Below are 19,961 nucleotides of genomic sequence, written 5' to 3' on the forward strand. Positions count from 1 at the left end.
CATTTCATGAGTAAAGTTCTAATTCTTGAAGATGAAGAATCCATTCGCAGTTTTATCGTGATTAATTTAAAACGAAATGGACTAGAGGTTGTTGAAGCGGCGACCGGAGAAGAAGCGCTTGAGAAATTCAACGCCGACCCGACATTCGATATTGCACTACTCGACGTAATGGTGCCAGGCATTGACGGATTTGAGGTCTGTCGTAAAATTCGGGAGACGAACGAGCGGATCGGTATTATTTTCTTGACGGCTAAGGTTCAGGAACAGGATAAAGTCTATGCACTCTCCGTTGGTGCTGACGACCATGTGAGCAAACCATTCAGTCCAACAGAATTAATCGCTCGGATTCAATCCTTGTTGCGACGGGTCAATGTGCATAGTGAGTCCGGTGCGAAGATTAGCTTCGAATCAGGACCATTCACACTTGATCTGATCGCCAAACAATTCAAGAAAAATCATCAAATTATCGAGTTGACGCCAACGGAGTTCTCCTTGATTCAATTATTCCTGGAGCGCGAGGATGTGCCGCTTAGCCGCGATGTCTTGCTGGATCATGTCTGGGGCAAGGATTACATGGGGGATCCCAAAATTGTGGATGTAAATATTCGAAGATTGCGTCAGAAGCTGGAAGATGACCCGTCCACACCGATGTTCATTGAAACCGTATGGGGTCATGGATACAAGTGGAAGGGAAGCCGACATGTTTAAAAAAGGATTGCGGCGATCCGTCGTCATGCATTATTTCATCGTCGTATTCTTGACGATTATGATCGTCGAGGTGATCTTCATGATCTCGATCCAGTCCTATTATTACAATACAATATCGAACTACATGTCGAATCATGCGAATCAAGCCACATCGTATTACCAGAAATTCGTCGGTGTGTCCTATGCATCGGAGAATGACCCGAATTACTTGCCAGATATTCTGAAAATGTTCAATCTAGAGAATACCGAGCTGCAAGTCTTAAATACGCGGGGCGATGTGCTGATTAGTTCGTCAGGGTTCCAAGTGGAGAAAGGAATACAGACTTCCGACATCGCGCAAGCAGTCCATGGCAAACAAGAAACGTGGATTGGAAGTCAGGTCGGCACGGGCGAGCATGTGATGGCTGTTTCGACACCGCTTAAGGATCAAGGCCAGACGTTGTATATTCTGAGATACGTGACGTCGCTCGAAGCCATCAACAATAAAATATCGAACATTATACTCATTTCAGTCGCTGTGGGCATCGTCGTACTCGCGGTGGTTCTGCTGATCAGTTTTGGTCTTGCGAATTCGATCGTCAAACCGATCAACAACATTACGGCGTTCTCTGCGCAGATGGCGAAGGGACGGTTTGATGTGCGAGTCGAAGGGGAGTACAGGTATGAGCTAGGTGAATTAGCCTCATCACTGAACTATATGGCTGAAGAAATCGTTCGCAGCGATCAGGTGAAGAATGATTTCGTATCTTCGATTTCCCACGAGCTCCGCACACCGTTGACAGGAATCAAAGGATGGACGGAAACGCTCGTATCTGGCAATTTCTCTGATCCTGAAGAGACGAAGCTGGGGATGACGATTATTGCTAAGGAGACAGATCGATTGATTGGGCTTGTTGAAGAGCTGTTGGATTTCTCAAGATTGCAGCAGAAAGAAGTGAAGCTGCATCAAGATCCTGTTGATATAATAGGGCTCCTGACAGAGACGAAGCTTCAAGTTCGGACCAAAGCGGAACAGAAGCAGGTACGGCTTACGATTAATGTGAGCGGCGTACCGGAACCGATCATTGGTGATTTCAATCGATTGAAGCAAGTATTCTTAAATATCATCGATAATGCCCTTAAGTTCTCGCATGTCCAATCGAACATCTTCATTCATATCGAATATGAGCCGAAGGAATGTATCGTAACGGTTCGTGATACAGGTATAGGAATTACTCAAGATCACATCACCAAAGTGACGGAGAAGTTCTACCAGGTGAATCCGTTAGGCGGGGGCACAGGACTTGGTCTCGCGATTACGAGAGAATTGGTCGAGCAGCATGGAGGGACACTAACCATCACGAGTATTTCGGGGGAAGGAACGTCCGTCATCGTATCTTTGCCGAAATGCGATAAAATGCATGAGATCATTCAGGACGAGTCTGATGTGTAATCGATAACGCGTAGAAATGAATCATATACCTTATATGAAAGGCGATACTTATAATTATCGCCTTTTTGGCATGCTATGGAAATTCTGCAACGGCAGTACTCACCTATTTGGCGGGGAAGCTGGGGTTCTCTAATATCACTGCCTGTTGAGTTAGCGCATGTCTTTGTCGCTGAAGGGCATCCTAAAATGACGAAGATAACCTGAGTATTCCATCTTTTCGGAAATTGACCAACGCTATATTTGATTAATAAGGAAAATTTTGGATTTATCGAATTTTGTCGAAAATAATGGTTGTATATTCATGCATGATAACGTATAATTCTCCTTGCGCCATGATAATAAGACATAAGAGGATTGATCGAATGAAAAGAATTAACGCATTGCTAGCATGTTTATTAACGATCATGTTGATTGCCGGTTGTAGTGGAGTGAATTCCGATGCGTCTGGACAATCAACCAATAGTAAAAAATTGGTACTTGGAACAAGTGCAGATTACCCTCCGTATGAGTTTCATAAGAAAATCAACGGTACGGATGAAATTGTAGGATTTGATATTGAGATCGCGAAAGAGCTCGCGAAAGATATGGGTGCAGAACTCGTCATTGAAGATATGAAATTTGACAGTCTACTGCTCGCGTTAAACTCCGGTAAGATTGATATCGCCATGGCGGCCATGAATCCAACGGAAGAACGTAAGAAGAATGTAGACTTTTCATCGATCTACTATACATCGGATCAAGCCGTCTTGGTACGTGCTGAAGACAAAGATAAGTATAAGACGATGGATGATTTGATCGGGAAGAGTATTGGGGCTCAGAAGTCGACGATTTACGAAGATATTGCCCGTGCTATTCCGAATGCCAAGGTTGATGCGCTGAGTAAAATGTCAGATATCCTGCTTAGCCTTGAATCCAAACGCGTGGATGCCTTAATCGTCGAGCTGCCAGTTGCAGAATCTTACGAGAAGAACCGTTCAACACTCGCTATTGCAGACGCACGACCGAAGTCAGAGGATAATGGTTATGCAGTTGCCGTGAAGAAGGGCCGCGAAGATCTTGTGAGTCAAATGAATAAGACCATTGATCGCTTGATGAGCGAAGATAAGGTGAAGAAATATGTAACAGATGCAACGAAGCTTGCTGAAGAAGGCGATTCCAACATATGGACGATCCTCATGCAGTACAAGTCTACATACCTTAATGGGGTATGGTGGACGTTACTCTTATCGCTTGTTACCGTTGTGTTCGGCTTCATTCTTGGTGTTATTCTAGTTCTGATGCGCTGTTCTCGAATCAAGCCATTCAAGTGGTTGGCTATAGCCTATATTGAGTTTTTACGCGGGACACCGCTTATGGTTCAGTTGTTCATTATTTACTTCGGATTACCTTCTATTGGTATTGAGTTCCCGAAATTCATTGCAGGTGCGATAGCATTATCCCTCAATAGTGCGGCATATCTTGCGGAGATCTTCCGTGCAGGTATTGAGTCTGTTGACAAAGGACAGCTAGAAGCTGCACGTTCACTTGGGATGGGCCAAAGCATGGCGATGCGTTACATTATTCTCCCGCAAGCTCTGAAGCAAGTGCTTCCGGCGATTGGTAATGAGTTCGTTGTTATTATTAAAGAATCGTCCATTGTTTCCCTGATCGGGATTACAGATATTATGTTCCAAGAAGAAGTTGTACGTGGAAGCACTTATGCAGGGTTACCACCGCTTATCATTGCGGCTGTGCTGTACTTCATTCTTACATTTACGTGCTCTAAGCTACTTGGAGTCGCAGAACGGAGGCTGAAGGCAAGTGATTAAGGTTACAGACCTGCACAAACATTTCGGCAAGCTCGAAATTCTTAAAGGTATTGATATGAATATCGAAAAAGGGGAAGTTGTCGTTGTGATCGGTCCAAGTGGATCGGGGAAAAGCACATTTCTACGCTGTCTCAACCTGCTAGAAACTCCAACCAAGGGCACAATCCAATTCGAAGGGAATTTGATTACCGATAAGTCGCATAACATCAATGCCACACGTGAGAAAATGGGCATGGTGTTCCAACAGTTTAATTTATTCCCTCATATGACTGTGCTAGATAATATTACATTGGCGCCGATCAAGGTATTGAAGATGGATAAAGCTTCAGCCGTGAATATTGCTCTGGATTTGCTGCGGCAAGTGGGGCTCGAAGATAAGAAGAACGCTTATCCTTCGCAATTATCCGGTGGGCAGAAGCAGCGTATTGCGATCGCTCGTGCGCTTGCTATGCAGCCGCATGTGATGTTGTTCGATGAGCCGACATCAGCGCTTGATCCAGAAATGGTCGGGGAAGTGCTGGATGTCATGAAGTCCCTCGCAGCACAAGGGATGACGATGGTGATCGTCACGCATGAGATGGGATTTGCCCGCGAAGTCGGTGATCGAATCGTGTTCATGGATGGCGGGAATATTGTGGAGGAAGGCGATCCGGAGACGGTATTCAGTCATCCGAAGCATCCGCGTACGCAAGAATTTCTTAGCAAAGTACTCTAATAGATCGATTCTTACAATCCTCCGTCCAAGCAAGGACGGGGGATTTTTGCATAAGAATCCTAAGATGAAGACAGTCGTGACACGGGTATTTTGATCAATTGTTGGTGGGGTGCCGAAATTTAGGCATTGACAAAAAAAGTTTCCCTAGTACAATTTAATGAGTAGAACATTTATGATTCCTCTGAATAAGATACATTGAAGTGGCTTTTATTTTTACCCTAAAAGTTGCACTAAGGAAAAATATTTTGTCCAATACACAATTGACATAGACAGGTATGAGGGAAGTACCACCAGTTAGATAGGAGTGATCGTTGTGGAGAACAATGTAGAAATGAAACCATTGAGTGAACCAGCTTTTGCGAAGAAGGCATGGCGACAAGAACGAGATCAGCATTCTTTACCTGAAGTTTATCGTTCCATGAAAATTCCTAAGACAGGTTCATGGCTCAAGAAGTTTTTAGCATTTGCAGGCCCAGGTTATCTTGTTGCCGTAGGTTACATGGATCCGGGGAACTGGGCGACGAGTATTGCCGGAGGTTCGATGTTCGGCTATACGCTACTGTCTGTTATCTTCATTTCCAACTTGATGGCGATGTTACTGCAGGCACTTGCTGGCAAACTAGGGATCGTAACGGGGCGTGATCTTGCGCAAGCTTGCCGAGATCATTATACGAAACCAGTGAATTTCGTATTGTGGGTGCTGTGTGAGCTGGCGATAGCCGCTTGTGATTTGGCCGAAGTCATCGGGTCAGCGATAGCGTTAAATTTGTTATTCGGGATTCCACTTGTATATGGCGTATTAATCACCGCAGTGGATGTCCTCATCGTTCTGCTTCTTCAGAACAAAGGGTTTCGATATATCGAGATATTAGTCATTTTATTGATCGTAACGATTGGCGGCTGTTTTGCGGTTGAATATTTCTTATCCAGACCGGATCTTGGTGGAATTGCACGTGGATTCATTCCTAGTGCTGAGATCATTACGAACCCAACGATGTTGTATATTGGGATCGGAATTCTAGGGGCCACCGTCATGCCTCATAATTTGTATCTGCACTCATCCATTGTACAGACCCGGGGCTACGACGAGAACTCGGCAGGGAAACGCCAAGCTATTAAATACTCGACTTGGGATTCATCCATCGCCCTATTATTCGCGTTATTCATCAATGCATCGATTTTGATCATTGCATCTGCCACCTTCCATGAAGCGGGCATGACGAGCATTGCGGATATCGGAGATGCCTATCATATGTTGACACCACTACTCGGCACAACACTAGGCAGTATCGTTTTCGGGGTCGCTCTACTCGCATCGGGCCAGAACTCGACGTTAACAGGAACGTTAGCAGGACAGATCGTCATGGAAGGCTTCCTGAATATTCGACTCAAACCATGGCTGCGCCGCTTAATTACGCGGATGATCGCTATTATTCCAGCGGTTATCGTAACGGTAATGTATGGTGAGAAGGGTGTTAGTGATTTGCTCATCCTGAGTCAAGTGATTCTCTCGCTCCAGCTGTCCTTTGCAGTCGTACCACTCGTTAAATTTACAAGCGATCCTGCGAAAATGGGTGAGTTTGTCAATAAGTCTTGGATCAAATGGACGGCATGGTTCGTAACCATCGTCATCATTGTATTGAATGCATATCTGTTATACAGTACCTTTTTTGGCTAAATAAAAGTCGTTTTTTCATCGGAAGACCTATTCGATTCGAGCCTCAAAACTCGAAGAATAGGTCTTTTTGCTGTAATTGTATCAAAAAATTAATCACAAAAAATGCTGATATACCGCGCGGTTGCACGATTTGTTAAAATTTGCTTGCGCACTGGTTACAAAGTTGTGATATATTGATTGAGCCGAAACTTCGCTTGTTGAAGTGCGGGGGATGATTCACAGCTGAACGGATAATACCAAAATCCACAAGAATCGATTCAGCTAGGGGTGAAGCGCCGTGAGCGTAGGGTTGTATCCTCAACCCAAACCCGACAACTAACCTCGTAGGCGTATGAAAAGGAGGAATTATGAAAATTTTTAATCTGAAGAAATTGTCCATTACGTTGTTTACTGCATTCTTAGCTATTCAATCGATTACTGTTGTTGCAGCAGCGCCTTATTACGCGAAAGACGGAGATACGTTCTTCAAAATCGCAAAGACGAACAGCATCGATATGAATGATCTCATGAAGGCGAATCCGAACGTCGATCCCCTCAATATCTATCAAGGATTAAAGATTGAACTTCCTGGAGCCAAAGAAACAAAAGCTGAGGTTGCCTCAGCACCGCCTGTGGCAGATTCGAAGGTGACTGCAAAATCTGCATCGGAACCTGCTGTGATTAAAGAAGAGAAACCAGCACCGAAGAAAAAGGAAGCAGCAGTGTCTGCATCTGCATCGTCGGATAATGTGGTCCATATCTCTGGAGAACCTACAAGCTACAAGAAATCCTTAAATGTGAAAGCGACAGCCTATACTGCAGCTGCTAGTGAGAATGGATCATGGGCAGGAAAAGATTATTTCGGTAATCAATTAACGCATGGTACCATTGCTGTAGACCCTGATATGATTCCGCTAGGTACTAAAGTATTCGTAACGGGTTATTCATTCAACGGTCTGCCAGCCGGTGGGTTCGTCGGTAGAGCCAATGACATTGGCGGCAGCATAAAAGGGAATCGCATTGATATCTTCGTAGATACAACGCAATCGAGTGCAAGTAAATTCGGCATTCAAAATGTAAAAGTATTTGTATTATCCTAAATGCGAAAAACGCTTCCCATCCTTGAACAAGGATGCAGGAAGCGTTTCTGCGTTCATCGCGTTATGCATTGTTCTTACGCACATGAAACATATCGGTGAGTGTGACGAATTGATAACGCTTATTTTTTAATCGTTCAATCACGCGAGGCAGAGCTTCCAACGTTCCATTCAAGACGCCCCCAACATTCCCTCCAGCGTGCTGCAAAATGATCGAACCCGGCCGGGTTGTCGTTAAGATATTGCTCATGACCCTTTGAGCGCTAAGACCTCGCCAATCCTGCGAATCAACATTCCAATTGACAATGATATACCCTTGGCTCCCAGCCCACCTTACTTGCTGCTCATTGATCTCCCCATAAGGGGGGCGAATGAACTTGGGGTGATACCCGATAATTCGATGCAGTATAGCGTCCGTCCGCAAGATTTGCTGTTTGAATTTGACCATGGACAATTTCGTGAGCAGAGGATGATTGTAGGTATGGTTGCCAACGAGATGTCCTTCTCGCACCATACGTCTTATGATATCAGGATGTTTTTCTGCTCGGTAACCCATAACGAAAAATGTCGCTTTCACGTTATATTCTTTTAACACATCTAGCACTTTACCTGTGAATTCATCAGGCACGTCATCGAAAGTTAAGGATACACGTCTGGAATAGGAAGCTCCGCTATTCTTGAAGATCGCAGGGTACTTGTGGCGCAAAGCGGATAATGCTCGATAGCTTTCTTCAGCACGAGATTGTCGTTTAGACTTGGTGCGCTCAGATTTCTTGCGATGTGAGACCGTTTGTCTTGTCGTACCTGGTTCAGGCTTATTATCCGTTTCTTCGGAATGAAGTGTAACGGGGGATGTCTCTAGTGCCTTGGGAAGCGGTGAGGAATTTGAAGAATTTGAACAACCGCCACAGAGAACCAGCAGGACTAGGAACAATATACAACACGAACGCAAGCGAATCCCCTCCCTTCATACTCTAATATGCACATTCGGAATCCGTCTCCTTGTTATGTCCTTTTCAATGGTGAATTATGCGAATGTTACCAACGGAGTAAAGCTCCAATGTGAACATTGTCACAGCTTCTGCTAGCATCGCAAGTCATAGTATAAGGAGGCCAAAACCCTGTATATTAGGAGGGCGCATGTGAATATTGTTAAATCGAATGTCAAGATCGCAAAAGACGTATACCTGATGAAAATCGAAGGGCAGTTTGAAGGGCGAATGGGGCAATTCTACATGCTTCGGGCGTGGTCAGATTACCCTGTGCTTTCCAGACCTATCAGTATTTATGATCTCAGTAAGAATGAGATTAGTTTCTTATATCACGTCATTGGGGAAGGGACAGAACGGTTTAAGCAGCTTGAAGCGGGGGACTCAATTCAACTAGAAGGCCCGTATGGCAATGGCTTCCCAGAGGCTCAAGGCAAGGTGGCGCTCGTCGGTGGGGGAATCGGTATCGCGCCATTATATCTAGCTGCGAAGCAGCTGCATCAACCCGATATATATCTTGGGTTTAGCCGAGAATCGTATCTGGTCGATGAATTTAGGCCCTTCGCAGGCGACGTTGTCTGTGATGTGGGCGGAATTATTGTGAATCAAATCAATTACGCAAAGTATGACACGATTATCACGTGCGGACCGCATATCATGATGCAAGCTTTGGTGGAACGTGCGCAAGGATCGGGTGCAGAAGTCTATGTTTCGCTGGAGAAGCGGATGGCTTGTGGGATTGGTGCATGTCTTGTATGCAGCGTCATGTGCCAAGGTGGAAATCGAAAGGCATGTGTAGATGGGCCGGTATTTGCTGCGGAGGAGGTTCGATTTGATGCAGAACATGGCGTGTAAAATTGCGGGTGTACCTTTTAAGAATCCAATTGTGATGGCGTCAGGTACGTTTGGTTTCGGTAAAGAATATGCCAAGCTCTATGATATCAATCGACTTGGCGGTATTTCAGGTAAAGGGTTGACCCTTGCTCCGAAGGCAGGAAATCCAGGTGTTCGTGTCTGGGAGACCCCTTCTGGTATGCTGAATAGTGTCGGCCTCGAGAATCCGGGGATTGAATATTTTCTGAAAGAAGAAGCCCCTTATTGGGAGACGTTGGATACGGCACGGATCGTCAACCTAGGCGGGGGTTGTATAGAGGATTATCGGATCGGTGCAGAGCTGATTACGGCGCATGAGAAGAAGCTGAGAGAAGTTGGACGCTGTTCCATCGATATCATCGAGTTGAATATTTCATGTCCGAACGTGAAGGAAGGCGGGATCGCCTACGGCGTTCAGACGGAGACAGCACGACAGGTTGTTCGAGAAGTTCGTCAAGCGACATCATTGCCGCTCGTCGTGAAATTATCGCCCAACGCTGAGAACATTGCAGAGATGGCGTATATGTGTGAAGTAGAAGGGGCGGACGGGGTATCACTCATTAACACGATATCCGGAATGAAGATTGATACGCGTCTTCGCAAGAGTGTCTTCCACAACCTCTATGCAGGCTTGTCAGGTCCTGCAATTAAGCCAATAGCCTTACGCATGGTACACCAAGTGGCTCAGCATGTGAAGATTCCGATTATGGGCATGGGCGGGATTACGACTGCGAGTGATGTCATCGAGTTTATTATGGCGGGGGCTTCGGTAATCCAGATCGGCACGTACAACTTTATGAACCCACGTGCAGGCGAACAGATGACAGAAGGTATCAAGAAATGGATGGAACAAGAGAAGGTCTCTACGCTGGAAGAAATTCGTGGGATCTTATAATGAACATAATCAACACAGGGAGAGTAGATTCCCTGTGTTTTTTTTTCTTAATAACGGAGTTCGAATAGAATACATTCCAATGCGTGAACAATATCGTGTAATTTATTCGAGGTATATCCAGGTTTCAAGGCATGTCTGCGCACTTTATGAATGATTTTATTTAGGTTATGAAAAAAATTCGAAACCGGATTCCAAATGACGACGTAATACAGTAACATAAACATAATAACAGATCCATTGAGGAGGAGTACCACATGTCTATTTTCAAAAGATTACGCGACCTAACTCTATCGAATGTCTATGCTCTCATTGAGAAAGCTGAAGATCCAGTGAAATTGACGGATCAATATATTCGTGACATGACGGAAGACTTGGAAGATGCCGAGAAAGCCGTTGCACAACAAATCGCGATTGAGAAGAAGTTCAAGCAGCAATATGAAGAGCAAGTAGCGCTCGTGAAGAAGCGTGAAGAGCAAGCACACATGGCGGCGCAAGCGCAAAACATTGATCTGGCCCGCCGTGCATTGGAAGAGAAGAGATCTGCTGAGCAGAAGATGAACGAGTTCAAAATTGGTTACGATCAGAACAAAGCTGCAGCAGATAACCTTCGCGGTAAGCTTGAAGAAATGCGCAAGCAATTAACCGAGATGAAGAACAAACGTGAGACGCTGATTGCTCGTTACAACGCGGCGAAAGCGCAAAATGAAATCAATAAAGCGATGACTGGCTTTGGTTCTGATACAGCAGCAGCGGGCTTAAAACGGATGGAAGAGAAAATGCTGCAAATGGAAGCACAGGCTGAAGCAAGTAATGAGATGGCTTCCAAAGACAAATCGCTCGATGATGAATTTGCGGCACTGAACAAAGACAAAGTAGTTGATGATGAGCTTGCAGCGCTTATGAAACAATACGAGAATAAATAAATAAGATAAGTACGATGGTTGTAGGAAGGAAGGGGAGCGCGAGGGCGTTTTTCTTCCTTTCCCAATGAATGGAACCTTTTTGGAGGAGGCTTAACATGACAATCGCATTTCAGGATATTCTGCGAATTCTTGTCTGGACGGGGATGGGCACGGTTCTACTCTGTGTCATTATGTTCGTGGACTCACTGTTTACACCGTATAAAGATATGGAAGAGATCAAGAAGGGGAATACAGCCGTAACAACTCGTTTCGTCATGAAGCTGCTCGCGCAAGGTTATATCCTGTCCTCATCGATCGCAAAGACGGATAGTCTCTGGGATGGGCTTGTCATCTCGGTCGTATCCTTTATCATCCTGCTCGTGCTTGAGTGGATTGTTCGCTTGGTATTGCGTGGAAGCTTCGGTCTAAAGCTGGATGAAGGCACGAAGGAAGGCTTTATGCCGCATGCATTATTCGCAGGTTCTCTGCATATTGTCGGAGCATTGATCATCTCCGCTTGTCTGTAATGAAATCGACGGTATCTAAGATTGAAGGAGCGTAAGACATGAGTATATTCAATCGTATCAAGAACATACTAGCGAAGCCTGAGCCGCCCAAAGCGGAGCGGAGCATCCTGCAGCTTGGGCCTGGTGATGCTGTAGAAGTATCATTAGTCACTTATCAAATTACAGGAAGAACGAATAACCGTCAACGGAATGCCGTTGTCTTGACATTGCAGGATGGGAATACGATTCGTTATTTGCATATTGAGGAACGTGAGCAAGTCGTCTATGCTTTGTACGAGCCAATTGATGGCCGACTCGATGAACCGGATGAAGTTCCGACGACCATCGAAATGGAAGACCGCACGTATTACATGGAAGAGCAATATTCCGGTAATGTGCTCGTAACGGGCAAGACGCCATTCATGCAAGCAGGGGAGCAATATGTATGGCAGTATCAATCGGATGATTATAAGCTGCTGCGCATCGAGTGGCAGAATGGCAGATTCATGTTATATGAGGGCGACAAAGTGATTTCTGGAGATGTGCAGGTCCTAAGAGGAACGTAATCGCTAGAATTGAGAGGTCAACAAGTCGGCGATGATTTTTTGAACAACCGCTAGAAGCAAGGAGCGTGAACCAAGTGTCGAAATGGCTGCAGTATATTATTAAAAGTGTACTCGTCGTTGCGTTAATGGCTTCGGTTCTGACGGGTTGCGGTTCTCCGAATGTTAGCGATACGTATCCGCTCGAATCTGTGAATAAGTCGGGTTCAGAGACCTCGTATATCTATCGTGCAGAAGGGAAGACCGTTCCGGCTGTAGCGTCGGAGCTGTCCGACCAGCAGAAACCGGAGCAGAAATCGAAGGAAGATCCGGATCATATGTTCCTTGTCTACTCGGACAAGTGGATTCATGTGATGAAGGACGAGAAGAAGCCTGAGGATTCTCTCATTGAGGTTGACTCGAAAGAATACGTCCAGCGCAATTATAACCCAAGCTTTTTGGAAGCTTATCTGATTGGTAGTCTTGTAAGCGATCTATTTGATTCTTTCGGCGGCAAGAAATATGGTAATTATCGCGGTTATACGAGCTATGAGAAGTATAAGCCGAATAAACAATACCATGCACCTAGCACCAATGAGAAAAAATCGATTCCTCCAATGACGGTGGAACGAAAAGGCTCTATTTTCAAACGGGGAAGCTCAAGCAGCAGTTCTTCGAAATCGGATGATTCGGGCGGACTGTTCAGCAAGAAGAAGTCTTCAGGCAGTATCTCCAAGAATAAGAGCAGCGGATCGGGTTCGTTCTTCTCTCCTTCGAAATCGAAGGCGCCAAGGACGAAGTCAGGAAGCGGTAGAATCTCCAAGCGAGGCAGGCGATAAGCTAACGCATCGCAGGTTGAGACTGAGAAAAACCTTTGCATGTCAGCCAAGATTAGGCTGCGGTAGCAAAGGTTTTTTTGGTAAGTATTCGGGGACGCCGAAGGCGTTTATGCTTATGTAATCCGGCGCTCAATCGCATCGGACATCGTCTTATCGGTGAGATGCGCGTAGACCTCGGTGGTCTCTGTCGAGGCGTGCCCAAGCTGCTCCTTGGTCTTATAAATATCATTTTGTAAGTAATAATCGGTTGCAAAGGAGTGGCGGAGCTTATGGATCGTCAAGTAGGGCTTCCCGAACCGTTTGGCATATTTGATGATCATCTCCTGCATGGCCCGCTTCGTCATACGTTTCCCTTCCTGCTGCCCATTTGGGATTGCGAGAAATAGAGCCTTCTCTTTACGTGGTGCACTATAGCGTACAGGCCGCATCTCCATGTAGGTGATTAGGTCAGGCTTCGCCTCCTCGCGAAAGTATACGGGGGCTTTAAAGGTCTCATCGTGATTCCCTTTGCGATAGACATAGACAAGTTTGTTATTGAGGTCGACATCTTCCATGTTCAAATTCACGACTTCGGATACCCGCAAGCCAGAGTTTAGAATCAAGCTGGTGATACATGCATCGCGCTGCTTGTTCAGTTCATAGGCATAGAGTGCTTGTTTGTTGTTCGCAACATCTTGCCCATAACCTTCTTGTATGTATTGAATGAATGCGGCGAGTTCATGTTCTTCGAGCAGTTTTCCTTTGAGCTTGGATGCGGTATCTTTTGGTTTATGTATGCGCTTGATCTCAACTTTGGCCATAATATTGCGCTTTAACAAGGGATAGAATTGCTCGTCCTCGGCAATTTGGCTTAGATAATGAAATATCGAACGAAGGGAGGAGAGTTTCCTCGAAATGGTGATTTTTGCGTTCCTATTCTCCTTAAATGTGGACAGGAAAATTCGATAGTTCACGATCGATTCCATATGTAATACTTCAAGGTCTTGTAAAGTAATGTCCTTCATTAGTTGAGCTGTTGTGAGTCCTTCGGCCATAAGCCAGGAGAAGAAGATCTCATAGTCACGCGTATATTCTAAGAGGGTGGATGGCGACAGGTCCGGCAGCTTATAATCGATAAACTGCTGAACGTACCAAGGGAATCGTGGCACCTTCTGTTCCAGCTCTTGTCGGTCTTTTATTTTCTGGATGTTCAACGGATTCACTTCTTTCGCTATGGTCTTCTTATGATGATTATAGTGGATTTCGAAGGTTTATCCTAGGGCGGGAACCAAGATGGCTTGTTCGATCGGGAAGGTTCCTGTACTCTAGATAAGAGAGATGTGCTGAATGTAGAGGAAGGAATGGGAATGGAATGACACTACGAATTGGAATGATCGGTCTAGGAGACATTGCACAGAAGGTATATTTGCCGCTTCTGTCTGTAAATAAAGATGTTGAGATTGCAGGTGTGATGAGCACGACGCAAGCGACAGTGGATCGGATGATGCGCCAGTACCGGCTGCCCTTCGGCACAACACGCTTTGAGGAATTAATAGATCGCGGTTTGGACGCTGTATTCATCCATAGTCCAACGGAATCGCACTATGAACTTGTTACAGCGTGCTTGAATCGAGGGATTCCCGTATATGTCGATAAGCCGCTGTCGTACCATCTAGCAGAATCCGTTGCGATGGCTTCACGAGCCGAGGAGAAGGGAGTATTACTCGCTGTGGGCTTTAATCGAAGATTCGCGCCGCAGTATGTACAGGCCAAGCAGTGGCTTGAAGAACAAGGCGGCATCGAGTACCTCGCAGTACAGAAGCATCGGACACGATTACAGTCTCACAATGCTAAAATGACGATATACGATGATCTCATTCATATGTTAGATATGATGATCTGGCTTGGCGGAGCGAACTATGAGGTGAGTACCAAATCACTTCGTATCAATGAAGAAGGAAAGATGCTGAGCGCATCGGGCATGCTTCATTTTGATCATTCGGATGCTTCCTACAGCATGGTGCGGCTTGCAGGGGCTGATCTGGAGAAGCTGGAGCTGCACGGGCATGGACGTTCCGCGGAAGTGACAAATATGGAACAAGCTATTATGGCTGAGAAAGGCAACGCGCCAACCCACCACACCTTCGGTAGTTGGGATACGGTACTACGACGTCGAGGTTTCGAAGGCGCTGTGCATCATTTCCTATCGACATTGAAAACACCGGAACAATGCAGCATTCGCGCAGATCAGGTCTTGGAAAGTCATCAATTAGCCGAACAGATAAGCATCATTTGAACATGTATCAATAATTCATTCTAATGCGCTGGGCAGATGATTGACAGCAGAATCTTAGTATGTTGGAAGAGCTCTCCACATATGATGTTCTATTGACATCATGAAAGGGTGAGTAGTTCCATGAAGAAAGAAAGGATGTGGGGAGTGATCGTGCTCAGCAGCATGATGGTCCTCTCCGCATGCGGACGTTCAGAGTCAACGACAATCAAGACGGATCAGGGCACGATGACAGTCACAGGCGATCAGAACGGGGATAGCGTGTCCATTACCGGCAAGACTAGTGATGGGGAAGAAATCAAGTCTGAATACTCTACAACTGAAATGCCCAAGGATTTCCCACAAGACGCTCCGATTCCGGAAGGGTTTCAATTGAAGGGCTCAGCCAGGTCGGAACAAAACGGCGATATCTCTGTGATGGTCACCTGCAGCGGCGAAGCGAAGGTCGATGCGGTGGTTCAGCAGATTACAGATTATTTGAACGCTGGTGGATTTAAAGACATTAGCAGCTTTGCTGTGGATGCATCAGCAACGCTTGGTGGTAAGAAAGACGGAACGGATTTCTCAGCCATTATCGCAAGAGATGAGAGCACGGGAACAGTGGATCTCATCATCACTTACGTATTGAAAAGCAACCCATAACCTAGACAATGAGCCGCCCTCAAGCAGAAGGCGGCTTTTTAATTATACAATTTTACCCATTTGTGATGCGATTTTATCCGTTGACATTCCTAGATTAGCTATCTATAGTACTAGTTATGATGACGACAAATATTTCCAAAAAGTCCAACCGTCAGAAAGCAGTGGAAGCTGCAGCCGAATTGTTCTTGCACAAAGGGTATCATGATTCGAGTATGGATGAGGTCGTGGGGATAAGCGGCGTGTCCAAGTCTAATATCTACTATCACTTCAAGAGCAAGGAGGAATTGACGTTAGAGGTTATTGCGTGGCGCATTGCAAGATATGAACTGCTGATCGATGAATTAAATAGGCTGCAGCTAGGGGTTGCGAATAAGATCTATATCTTATTCGAGATGTTATATCGCGAAATCAACGAACGGAATTGTGTTGGGGGGAACCCGTTCATTTCGCTATGGAATCAAGTATCGATAGATGCACGATTAATTCGAACACAAATTCATGATTTTTTTGAACGCAAATCACTGGTATTTCGATCCTTGATCATGCAAGGGACGGAAGAAGGGACATGGTCGGCCCATCTTCCGATTGAATCGACGACGGTGCTGCTGGTCTCATCCCTTGAAGGAGCGCTCGTCCTTGCAGAAGTCCATCAAAATGCTGCGGTGCTGCTGGAAGTGAAAAGCGCTTTTTTACAGATCATGCACGGATATAACCGGAAGGTTGATGGGGCATAGGTCTTATCAAGAATGACGTGTGTTTTTATCTTTATCATCACCTTGATCATCCTGTTCTTCGTGTTCTTCCTTCTCGACGTCCATTAAAAGCTCCTTTGCTAATTGAGATTGTAATACATACGGTCGAGATGGAGAGTCGTTTCATTGTGTTGACATCAAACAGGTGGCTTCGCTATAGTGAAGGAACGATTAGTTCAGGAAAAGGAGGAATCAAGGTGACTTCGATCTATGATTATTCTGCAGCACGTATTACGGGCGAAGAGAAAGCGCTTGTCGATTATACCGGGAAGGTACTGCTCATTGTGAATACAGCGAGCAAATGTGGGTTCACGCCGCAATATGAAGGGCTTGAGTCATTGTATCGTACCTACCGGGATCAAGGATTTGAAGTGTTAGGCTTTCCAACGAACCAATTCATGTCGCAAGAGCCAGGTACAAATGAGGAAATCGAATCGTTCTGTCAATTGAATTATGGTGTTACATTTCCCATGTTCGCCAAGATTCATGTTAATGGGAGCTCGGCACATCCGCTGTACAAGTTCTTGAAGAAGGAAGCGAAGGGTGTGCTCATTAACGATATCAAATGGAATTTTACGAAATTCCTTGTTGATCGGAGTGGGCAGGTTGTTCGTCGATATGCTCCAACAGTTGAGCCGAAAAATATCGAGGATGATATTCGGGCATTATTAGCACAATAGAATGCTATCGGAAGTGGGTTATTCATGAACCATGAGTAATCCGCTTTTTTTGTTGTCTAAAAATCCTAAATACATTGAAAAAATACCATATAAATAATTGAGAATCGAATAAGATGAGAGCTATAACATTATTGTAAGCGCTCTATCGATAGGAATTAAAACAATGAAAGGGTGATTGTGATGCGTAGAGAGATCACTGCACTAATCGAACAAATGACATTGGAAGAAAAAGCGGGGTTATGCTCGGGACTTAATTTCTGGCATACAAAACCTGTTGAACGTCTTGGCATTCCATCCATTATGGTAACGGACGGGCCGCATGGCCTACGCAAACAGGATGGGAATAGCGATCATTTGGGGCTGCTGAATAGCGTTCCTGCAACATGCTTCCCTTCAGCAGCAGGTATGGCCTGTTCTTGGGACCGCGATTTGATGTATCAAGTCGGTGTTGCGCTCGGTGAGGAGTGTCAGGCTGAGAACGTTGGGGTACTGCTCGGCCCGGGTGTGAACTTGAAGCGCTCACCACTCTGTGGACGGAATTTCGAATATTTTTCGGAAGATCCATACCTCACTTCAGAAATGGCAACGGAACACATTCTAGGGGTACAGAGCCAAGGCGTGGGTACGTCGTTGAAACATTTTGCTGTGAATAATCAAGAGCATCGCCGCATGTCGGTCAATGCCGTCGTCGATGAGCGCACGATGCGTGAATTGTATCTGACTTGTTTCGAGACCCCTGTGAAGAAAGGCAAGCCGTGGACCGTCATGTGTTCTTACAACCAAGTGAACGGTGAGTTTGCATCACAGAATGAATACTTGCTTACAGAAATTCTGAAGAAAGAATGGGGTCATGATGGTTTCGTTGTCTCAGACTGGGGGGCGGTAGTGGATCGTGTGAAAGGGTTAGCAGCAGGTCTTGAGCTTGAAATGCCGTCGACGAACGGATATTCAGACCGCAAGATCGTGCACGCCGTTCAAAATGGAGAACTTGCTGAAGAGGTCTTGAATGATGCGGTAGCAAGATTGTTAGAAATTATATTCAAAGCAGCAGACAACGCGAACCCAGATGCGAAAGTGGATCTGGAAGCCCACCATCGACTTGCGATGGAGGTGGCGCAAGAAAGTATGGTGCTGCTGAAGAATGAGGATGCGATTCTACCGCTTCATGCAGAGGGAAAATTTGCAATTATTGGGGCCTTCGCACAAAATCCACGTTATCAAGGTGGAGGCAGCTCGCATATCAATCCGACGAAACTCGATAACGTCTACGATGAGATTTGCAAACTTGCTGGCGCAAGTGCGCAGATCACCTATGCTCCAGGCTATAACTTAGACAACGATGATATCGATGCTGCGGCCGTGCAAGAAGCGAAAGTAGCAGCCATGGGGGCCGATGTTGCTGTGGTATTCGCAGGATTGCCTGATCGTTATGAGTCGGAAGGCTATGATCGCAAACATCTTAAGATCCCGGCCAACCAGCGGCAGCTCATCGAAGCGATTGCTGAGGTGCAGCCGAATATCGTTGTGGTGCTCATGAACGGATCAGCGATTGAGATGCCATGGATCCAATCCGTGAAAGCTGTGCTTGAAGGGCATTTGGGCGGGCAAGCGTTAGGTGGTGCCATCGCGAACCTGCTCTTTGGACTTGTGAATCCATCCGGTAAACTCGCGGAGACTTTCCCGATGCAGTTGGAGCATAACCCTTCCTATTTGAACTTCCCAGGGGTTGGCGATATCGTAGAATATAAAGAAGGGCTATTCGTCGGTTATCGCTATTACGATGCGAAGCATATTGAGCCGTTGTTCCCGTTCGGATATGGTCTTAGCTATACGACCTTCGAATATTCGAACATGGTTGTGGATCGTGCGTCGATGACGGATCAAGATACGGTTACGGTTCAAGTGAATGTGAAGAATACGGGCAGTATCGCAGGGAAGGAAATCGTTCAGCTCTATGTTCACGATGTCGAATCGAAGGTGATTCGTCCGCAGAAAGAACTGAAAGGATTTGTTAAGGTTGATCTCGGGCCTGGGGAAGAGAAAGTCGTAAGCTTCTCACTCGACCGCAGAGCCTTTGCATATTATAACGTTGAGCTAAAAGATTGGCATGTTGAGACCGGTGAATTCGATATCTTGATTGGCAAGTCGTCGCAGCAAATCGAGCTTCAGCAGCGGGTTCATGTGGAATCTACTGTAGAACTGAAGCGCAGCTTCACCCGGAACTCGACGTTCGGTGATATTATGAGAGATCCATTTGGAGCGCAGATTGCAGAACCATTGCTTCGGAAGTTCCGAGAGCAATCAGGGCTTGGTGAGGGTCTAGAAAATGAGGCGCCAGAAATGATGCTGGCGATGATGAATGATATGCCAATTCGTGCATTGCTCGCTTTTGCACAAGGGGCGTTTACAGATGAAATGCTCGATGGTCTGCTTATGCAGCTAAATGGAGCAAATGCTTAAATAACAGATTACTCGATGAGCAGAACTGGGGTCTTGCCTAAATGGCAGGTACCCCGGTTTTTTTCGCATGTACAGTCTATATGATCGCTGATAGGGTGATGGGTAGATGGTAATACTGGGGAGGGGATCTTGCTACGGCTGTGCTAAATTAAATGTGGAATGTGGTTGTTCATTAAGGCGGTTCGGGCTACA

Annotated in this window: 19 protein-coding genes and 1 riboswitch; of the genes, 17 read left to right on the forward strand and 2 right to left on the reverse strand. The window is 45.7% G+C overall.

Annotation, left to right across the window (positions count from 1 at the left end; translation table 11 throughout):
- The first annotated feature begins 6 nt into the window (after nt 1–6).
- The 6 genes from AC3WU2_RS19205 (at nt 7) to AC3WU2_RS19230 (ending at nt 7,420) form a co-directional block, all read left to right on the forward strand.
- On the forward strand, nt 7–708 hold the full coding sequence (locus tag AC3WU2_RS19205; protein ID WP_018755660.1) for a response regulator transcription factor: 702 nt from the start codon (nt 7–9) through the stop codon (nt 706–708).
- Nucleotides 701–2,140: a sensor histidine kinase gene (locus tag AC3WU2_RS19210; RefSeq protein WP_018755661.1), complete on the forward strand. Its 1,440-nt coding sequence runs from the start codon at nt 701–703 to the stop codon at nt 2,138–2,140. The genes AC3WU2_RS19205 and AC3WU2_RS19210 overlap by 8 nt, the downstream gene beginning before the upstream one ends.
- A 362-nt stretch (nt 2,141–2,502) precedes the next feature.
- Nucleotides 2,503–3,948 carry an ABC transporter substrate-binding protein/permease gene (locus AC3WU2_RS19215; protein ID WP_492456692.1) on the forward strand — a complete coding sequence of 482 codons (1,446 nt, stop codon included), beginning with the start codon at nt 2,503–2,505 and terminating at the stop codon, nt 3,946–3,948.
- Nucleotides 3,941–4,663 (forward strand): amino acid ABC transporter ATP-binding protein, encoded by a 723-nt coding sequence (locus tag AC3WU2_RS19220; protein ID WP_492456693.1) that lies wholly within the window; start codon nt 3,941–3,943, stop codon nt 4,661–4,663. The genes AC3WU2_RS19215 and AC3WU2_RS19220 overlap by 8 nt, the downstream gene beginning before the upstream one ends.
- 331 nt (nt 4,664–4,994) lie before the next feature.
- Nucleotides 4,995–6,341, forward strand: a complete 1,347-nt coding sequence (locus tag AC3WU2_RS19225; RefSeq protein WP_492456777.1) for an Nramp family divalent metal transporter — start codon at nt 4,995–4,997, stop codon at nt 6,339–6,341.
- 170 nt (nt 6,342–6,511) lie between these two features.
- A riboswitch (cyclic di-AMP (ydaO/yuaA leader) is annotated at nt 6,512–6,686 on the forward strand.
- A 2-nt stretch (nt 6,687–6,688) separates the two neighbouring features.
- Nucleotides 6,689–7,420, forward strand: coding sequence for a 3D domain-containing protein (locus AC3WU2_RS19230; RefSeq protein ID WP_018755665.1), 732 nt, complete (start codon nt 6,689–6,691; stop codon nt 7,418–7,420).
- Nucleotides 7,421–7,481: 61 nt separating this feature from the next.
- On the opposite strand, the gene AC3WU2_RS19235 is transcribed toward AC3WU2_RS19230, so the two are convergent.
- Nucleotides 7,482–8,369 carry a polysaccharide deacetylase family protein gene (locus AC3WU2_RS19235; protein WP_492456694.1) on the reverse strand — a complete coding sequence of 296 codons (888 nt, stop codon included), beginning with the start codon at nt 8,367–8,369 and terminating at the stop codon, nt 7,482–7,484.
- A gap of 190 nt (nt 8,370–8,559) precedes the next feature.
- Here AC3WU2_RS19235 and AC3WU2_RS19240 point away from each other — a divergent pair, with 190 nt between their 5' ends.
- The 6 genes from AC3WU2_RS19240 (at nt 8,560) to AC3WU2_RS19265 (ending at nt 12,963) form a co-directional block, all read left to right on the forward strand.
- Complete coding sequence (locus AC3WU2_RS19240) at nt 8,560–9,261, forward strand: dihydroorotate dehydrogenase electron transfer subunit (protein ID WP_492456695.1); 702 nt, start codon at nt 8,560–8,562, stop codon at nt 9,259–9,261.
- On the forward strand, nt 9,242–10,174 hold the full coding sequence (locus AC3WU2_RS19245) for a dihydroorotate dehydrogenase (protein ID WP_492456696.1): 933 nt from the start codon (nt 9,242–9,244) through the stop codon (nt 10,172–10,174). The genes AC3WU2_RS19240 and AC3WU2_RS19245 overlap by 20 nt, the downstream gene beginning before the upstream one ends.
- A gap of 254 nt (nt 10,175–10,428) precedes the next feature.
- Nucleotides 10,429–11,097, forward strand: a complete 669-nt coding sequence (locus tag AC3WU2_RS19250) for a PspA/IM30 family protein (protein ID WP_018755669.1) — start codon at nt 10,429–10,431, stop codon at nt 11,095–11,097.
- Between the two features lie 101 nt (nt 11,098–11,198).
- Nucleotides 11,199–11,603 (forward strand): DUF350 domain-containing protein, encoded by a 405-nt coding sequence (locus tag AC3WU2_RS19255; RefSeq protein WP_492456778.1) that lies wholly within the window; start codon nt 11,199–11,201, stop codon nt 11,601–11,603.
- Between the two features lie 38 nt (nt 11,604–11,641).
- On the forward strand, nt 11,642–12,148 hold the full coding sequence (locus tag AC3WU2_RS19260) for a DUF4178 domain-containing protein (protein ID WP_018755671.1): 507 nt from the start codon (nt 11,642–11,644) through the stop codon (nt 12,146–12,148).
- A 74-nt stretch (nt 12,149–12,222) separates the two neighbouring features.
- Nucleotides 12,223–12,963, forward strand: a complete 741-nt coding sequence (locus AC3WU2_RS19265) for a DUF4247 domain-containing protein (RefSeq protein WP_018755672.1) — start codon at nt 12,223–12,225, stop codon at nt 12,961–12,963.
- A gap of 113 nt (nt 12,964–13,076) precedes the next feature.
- On the opposite strand, the gene xerS is transcribed toward AC3WU2_RS19265, so the two are convergent.
- Nucleotides 13,077–14,156 (reverse strand): tyrosine recombinase XerS, encoded by a 1,080-nt coding sequence (gene xerS, locus AC3WU2_RS19270; protein WP_492456697.1) that lies wholly within the window; start codon nt 14,154–14,156, stop codon nt 13,077–13,079.
- 158 nt (nt 14,157–14,314) lie between these two features.
- Here xerS and AC3WU2_RS19275 point away from each other — a divergent pair, with 158 nt between their 5' ends.
- The 5 genes from AC3WU2_RS19275 (at nt 14,315) to AC3WU2_RS19295 (ending at nt 19,769) form a co-directional block, all read left to right on the forward strand.
- Entirely contained in the window at nt 14,315–15,238 is a 924-nt protein-coding gene (locus AC3WU2_RS19275; protein ID WP_492456698.1) for a Gfo/Idh/MocA family protein, read from the forward strand.
- 120 nt (nt 15,239–15,358) lie between these two features.
- Nucleotides 15,359–15,877: a hypothetical protein gene (locus AC3WU2_RS19280; RefSeq protein ID WP_492456699.1), complete on the forward strand. Its 519-nt coding sequence runs from the start codon at nt 15,359–15,361 to the stop codon at nt 15,875–15,877.
- Between the two features lie 116 nt (nt 15,878–15,993).
- A complete protein-coding gene (locus AC3WU2_RS19285) occupies nt 15,994–16,611 on the forward strand; it encodes a TetR/AcrR family transcriptional regulator (RefSeq protein WP_492456700.1) in 618 nt (205 codons plus the stop codon).
- Nucleotides 16,612–16,826: 215 nt separating this feature from the next.
- A complete protein-coding gene (locus tag AC3WU2_RS19290) occupies nt 16,827–17,309 on the forward strand; it encodes a glutathione peroxidase (protein ID WP_018755678.1) in 483 nt (160 codons plus the stop codon).
- 180 nt (nt 17,310–17,489) lie between these two features.
- Complete coding sequence (locus tag AC3WU2_RS19295) at nt 17,490–19,769, forward strand: glycoside hydrolase family 3 C-terminal domain-containing protein (RefSeq protein ID WP_492456701.1); 2,280 nt, start codon at nt 17,490–17,492, stop codon at nt 19,767–19,769.
- The last annotated feature ends 192 nt before the right edge of the window (nt 19,770–19,961 follow it).

Source organism: Paenibacillus sp. EB106-05-06-XG162 (assembly GCF_058791655.1).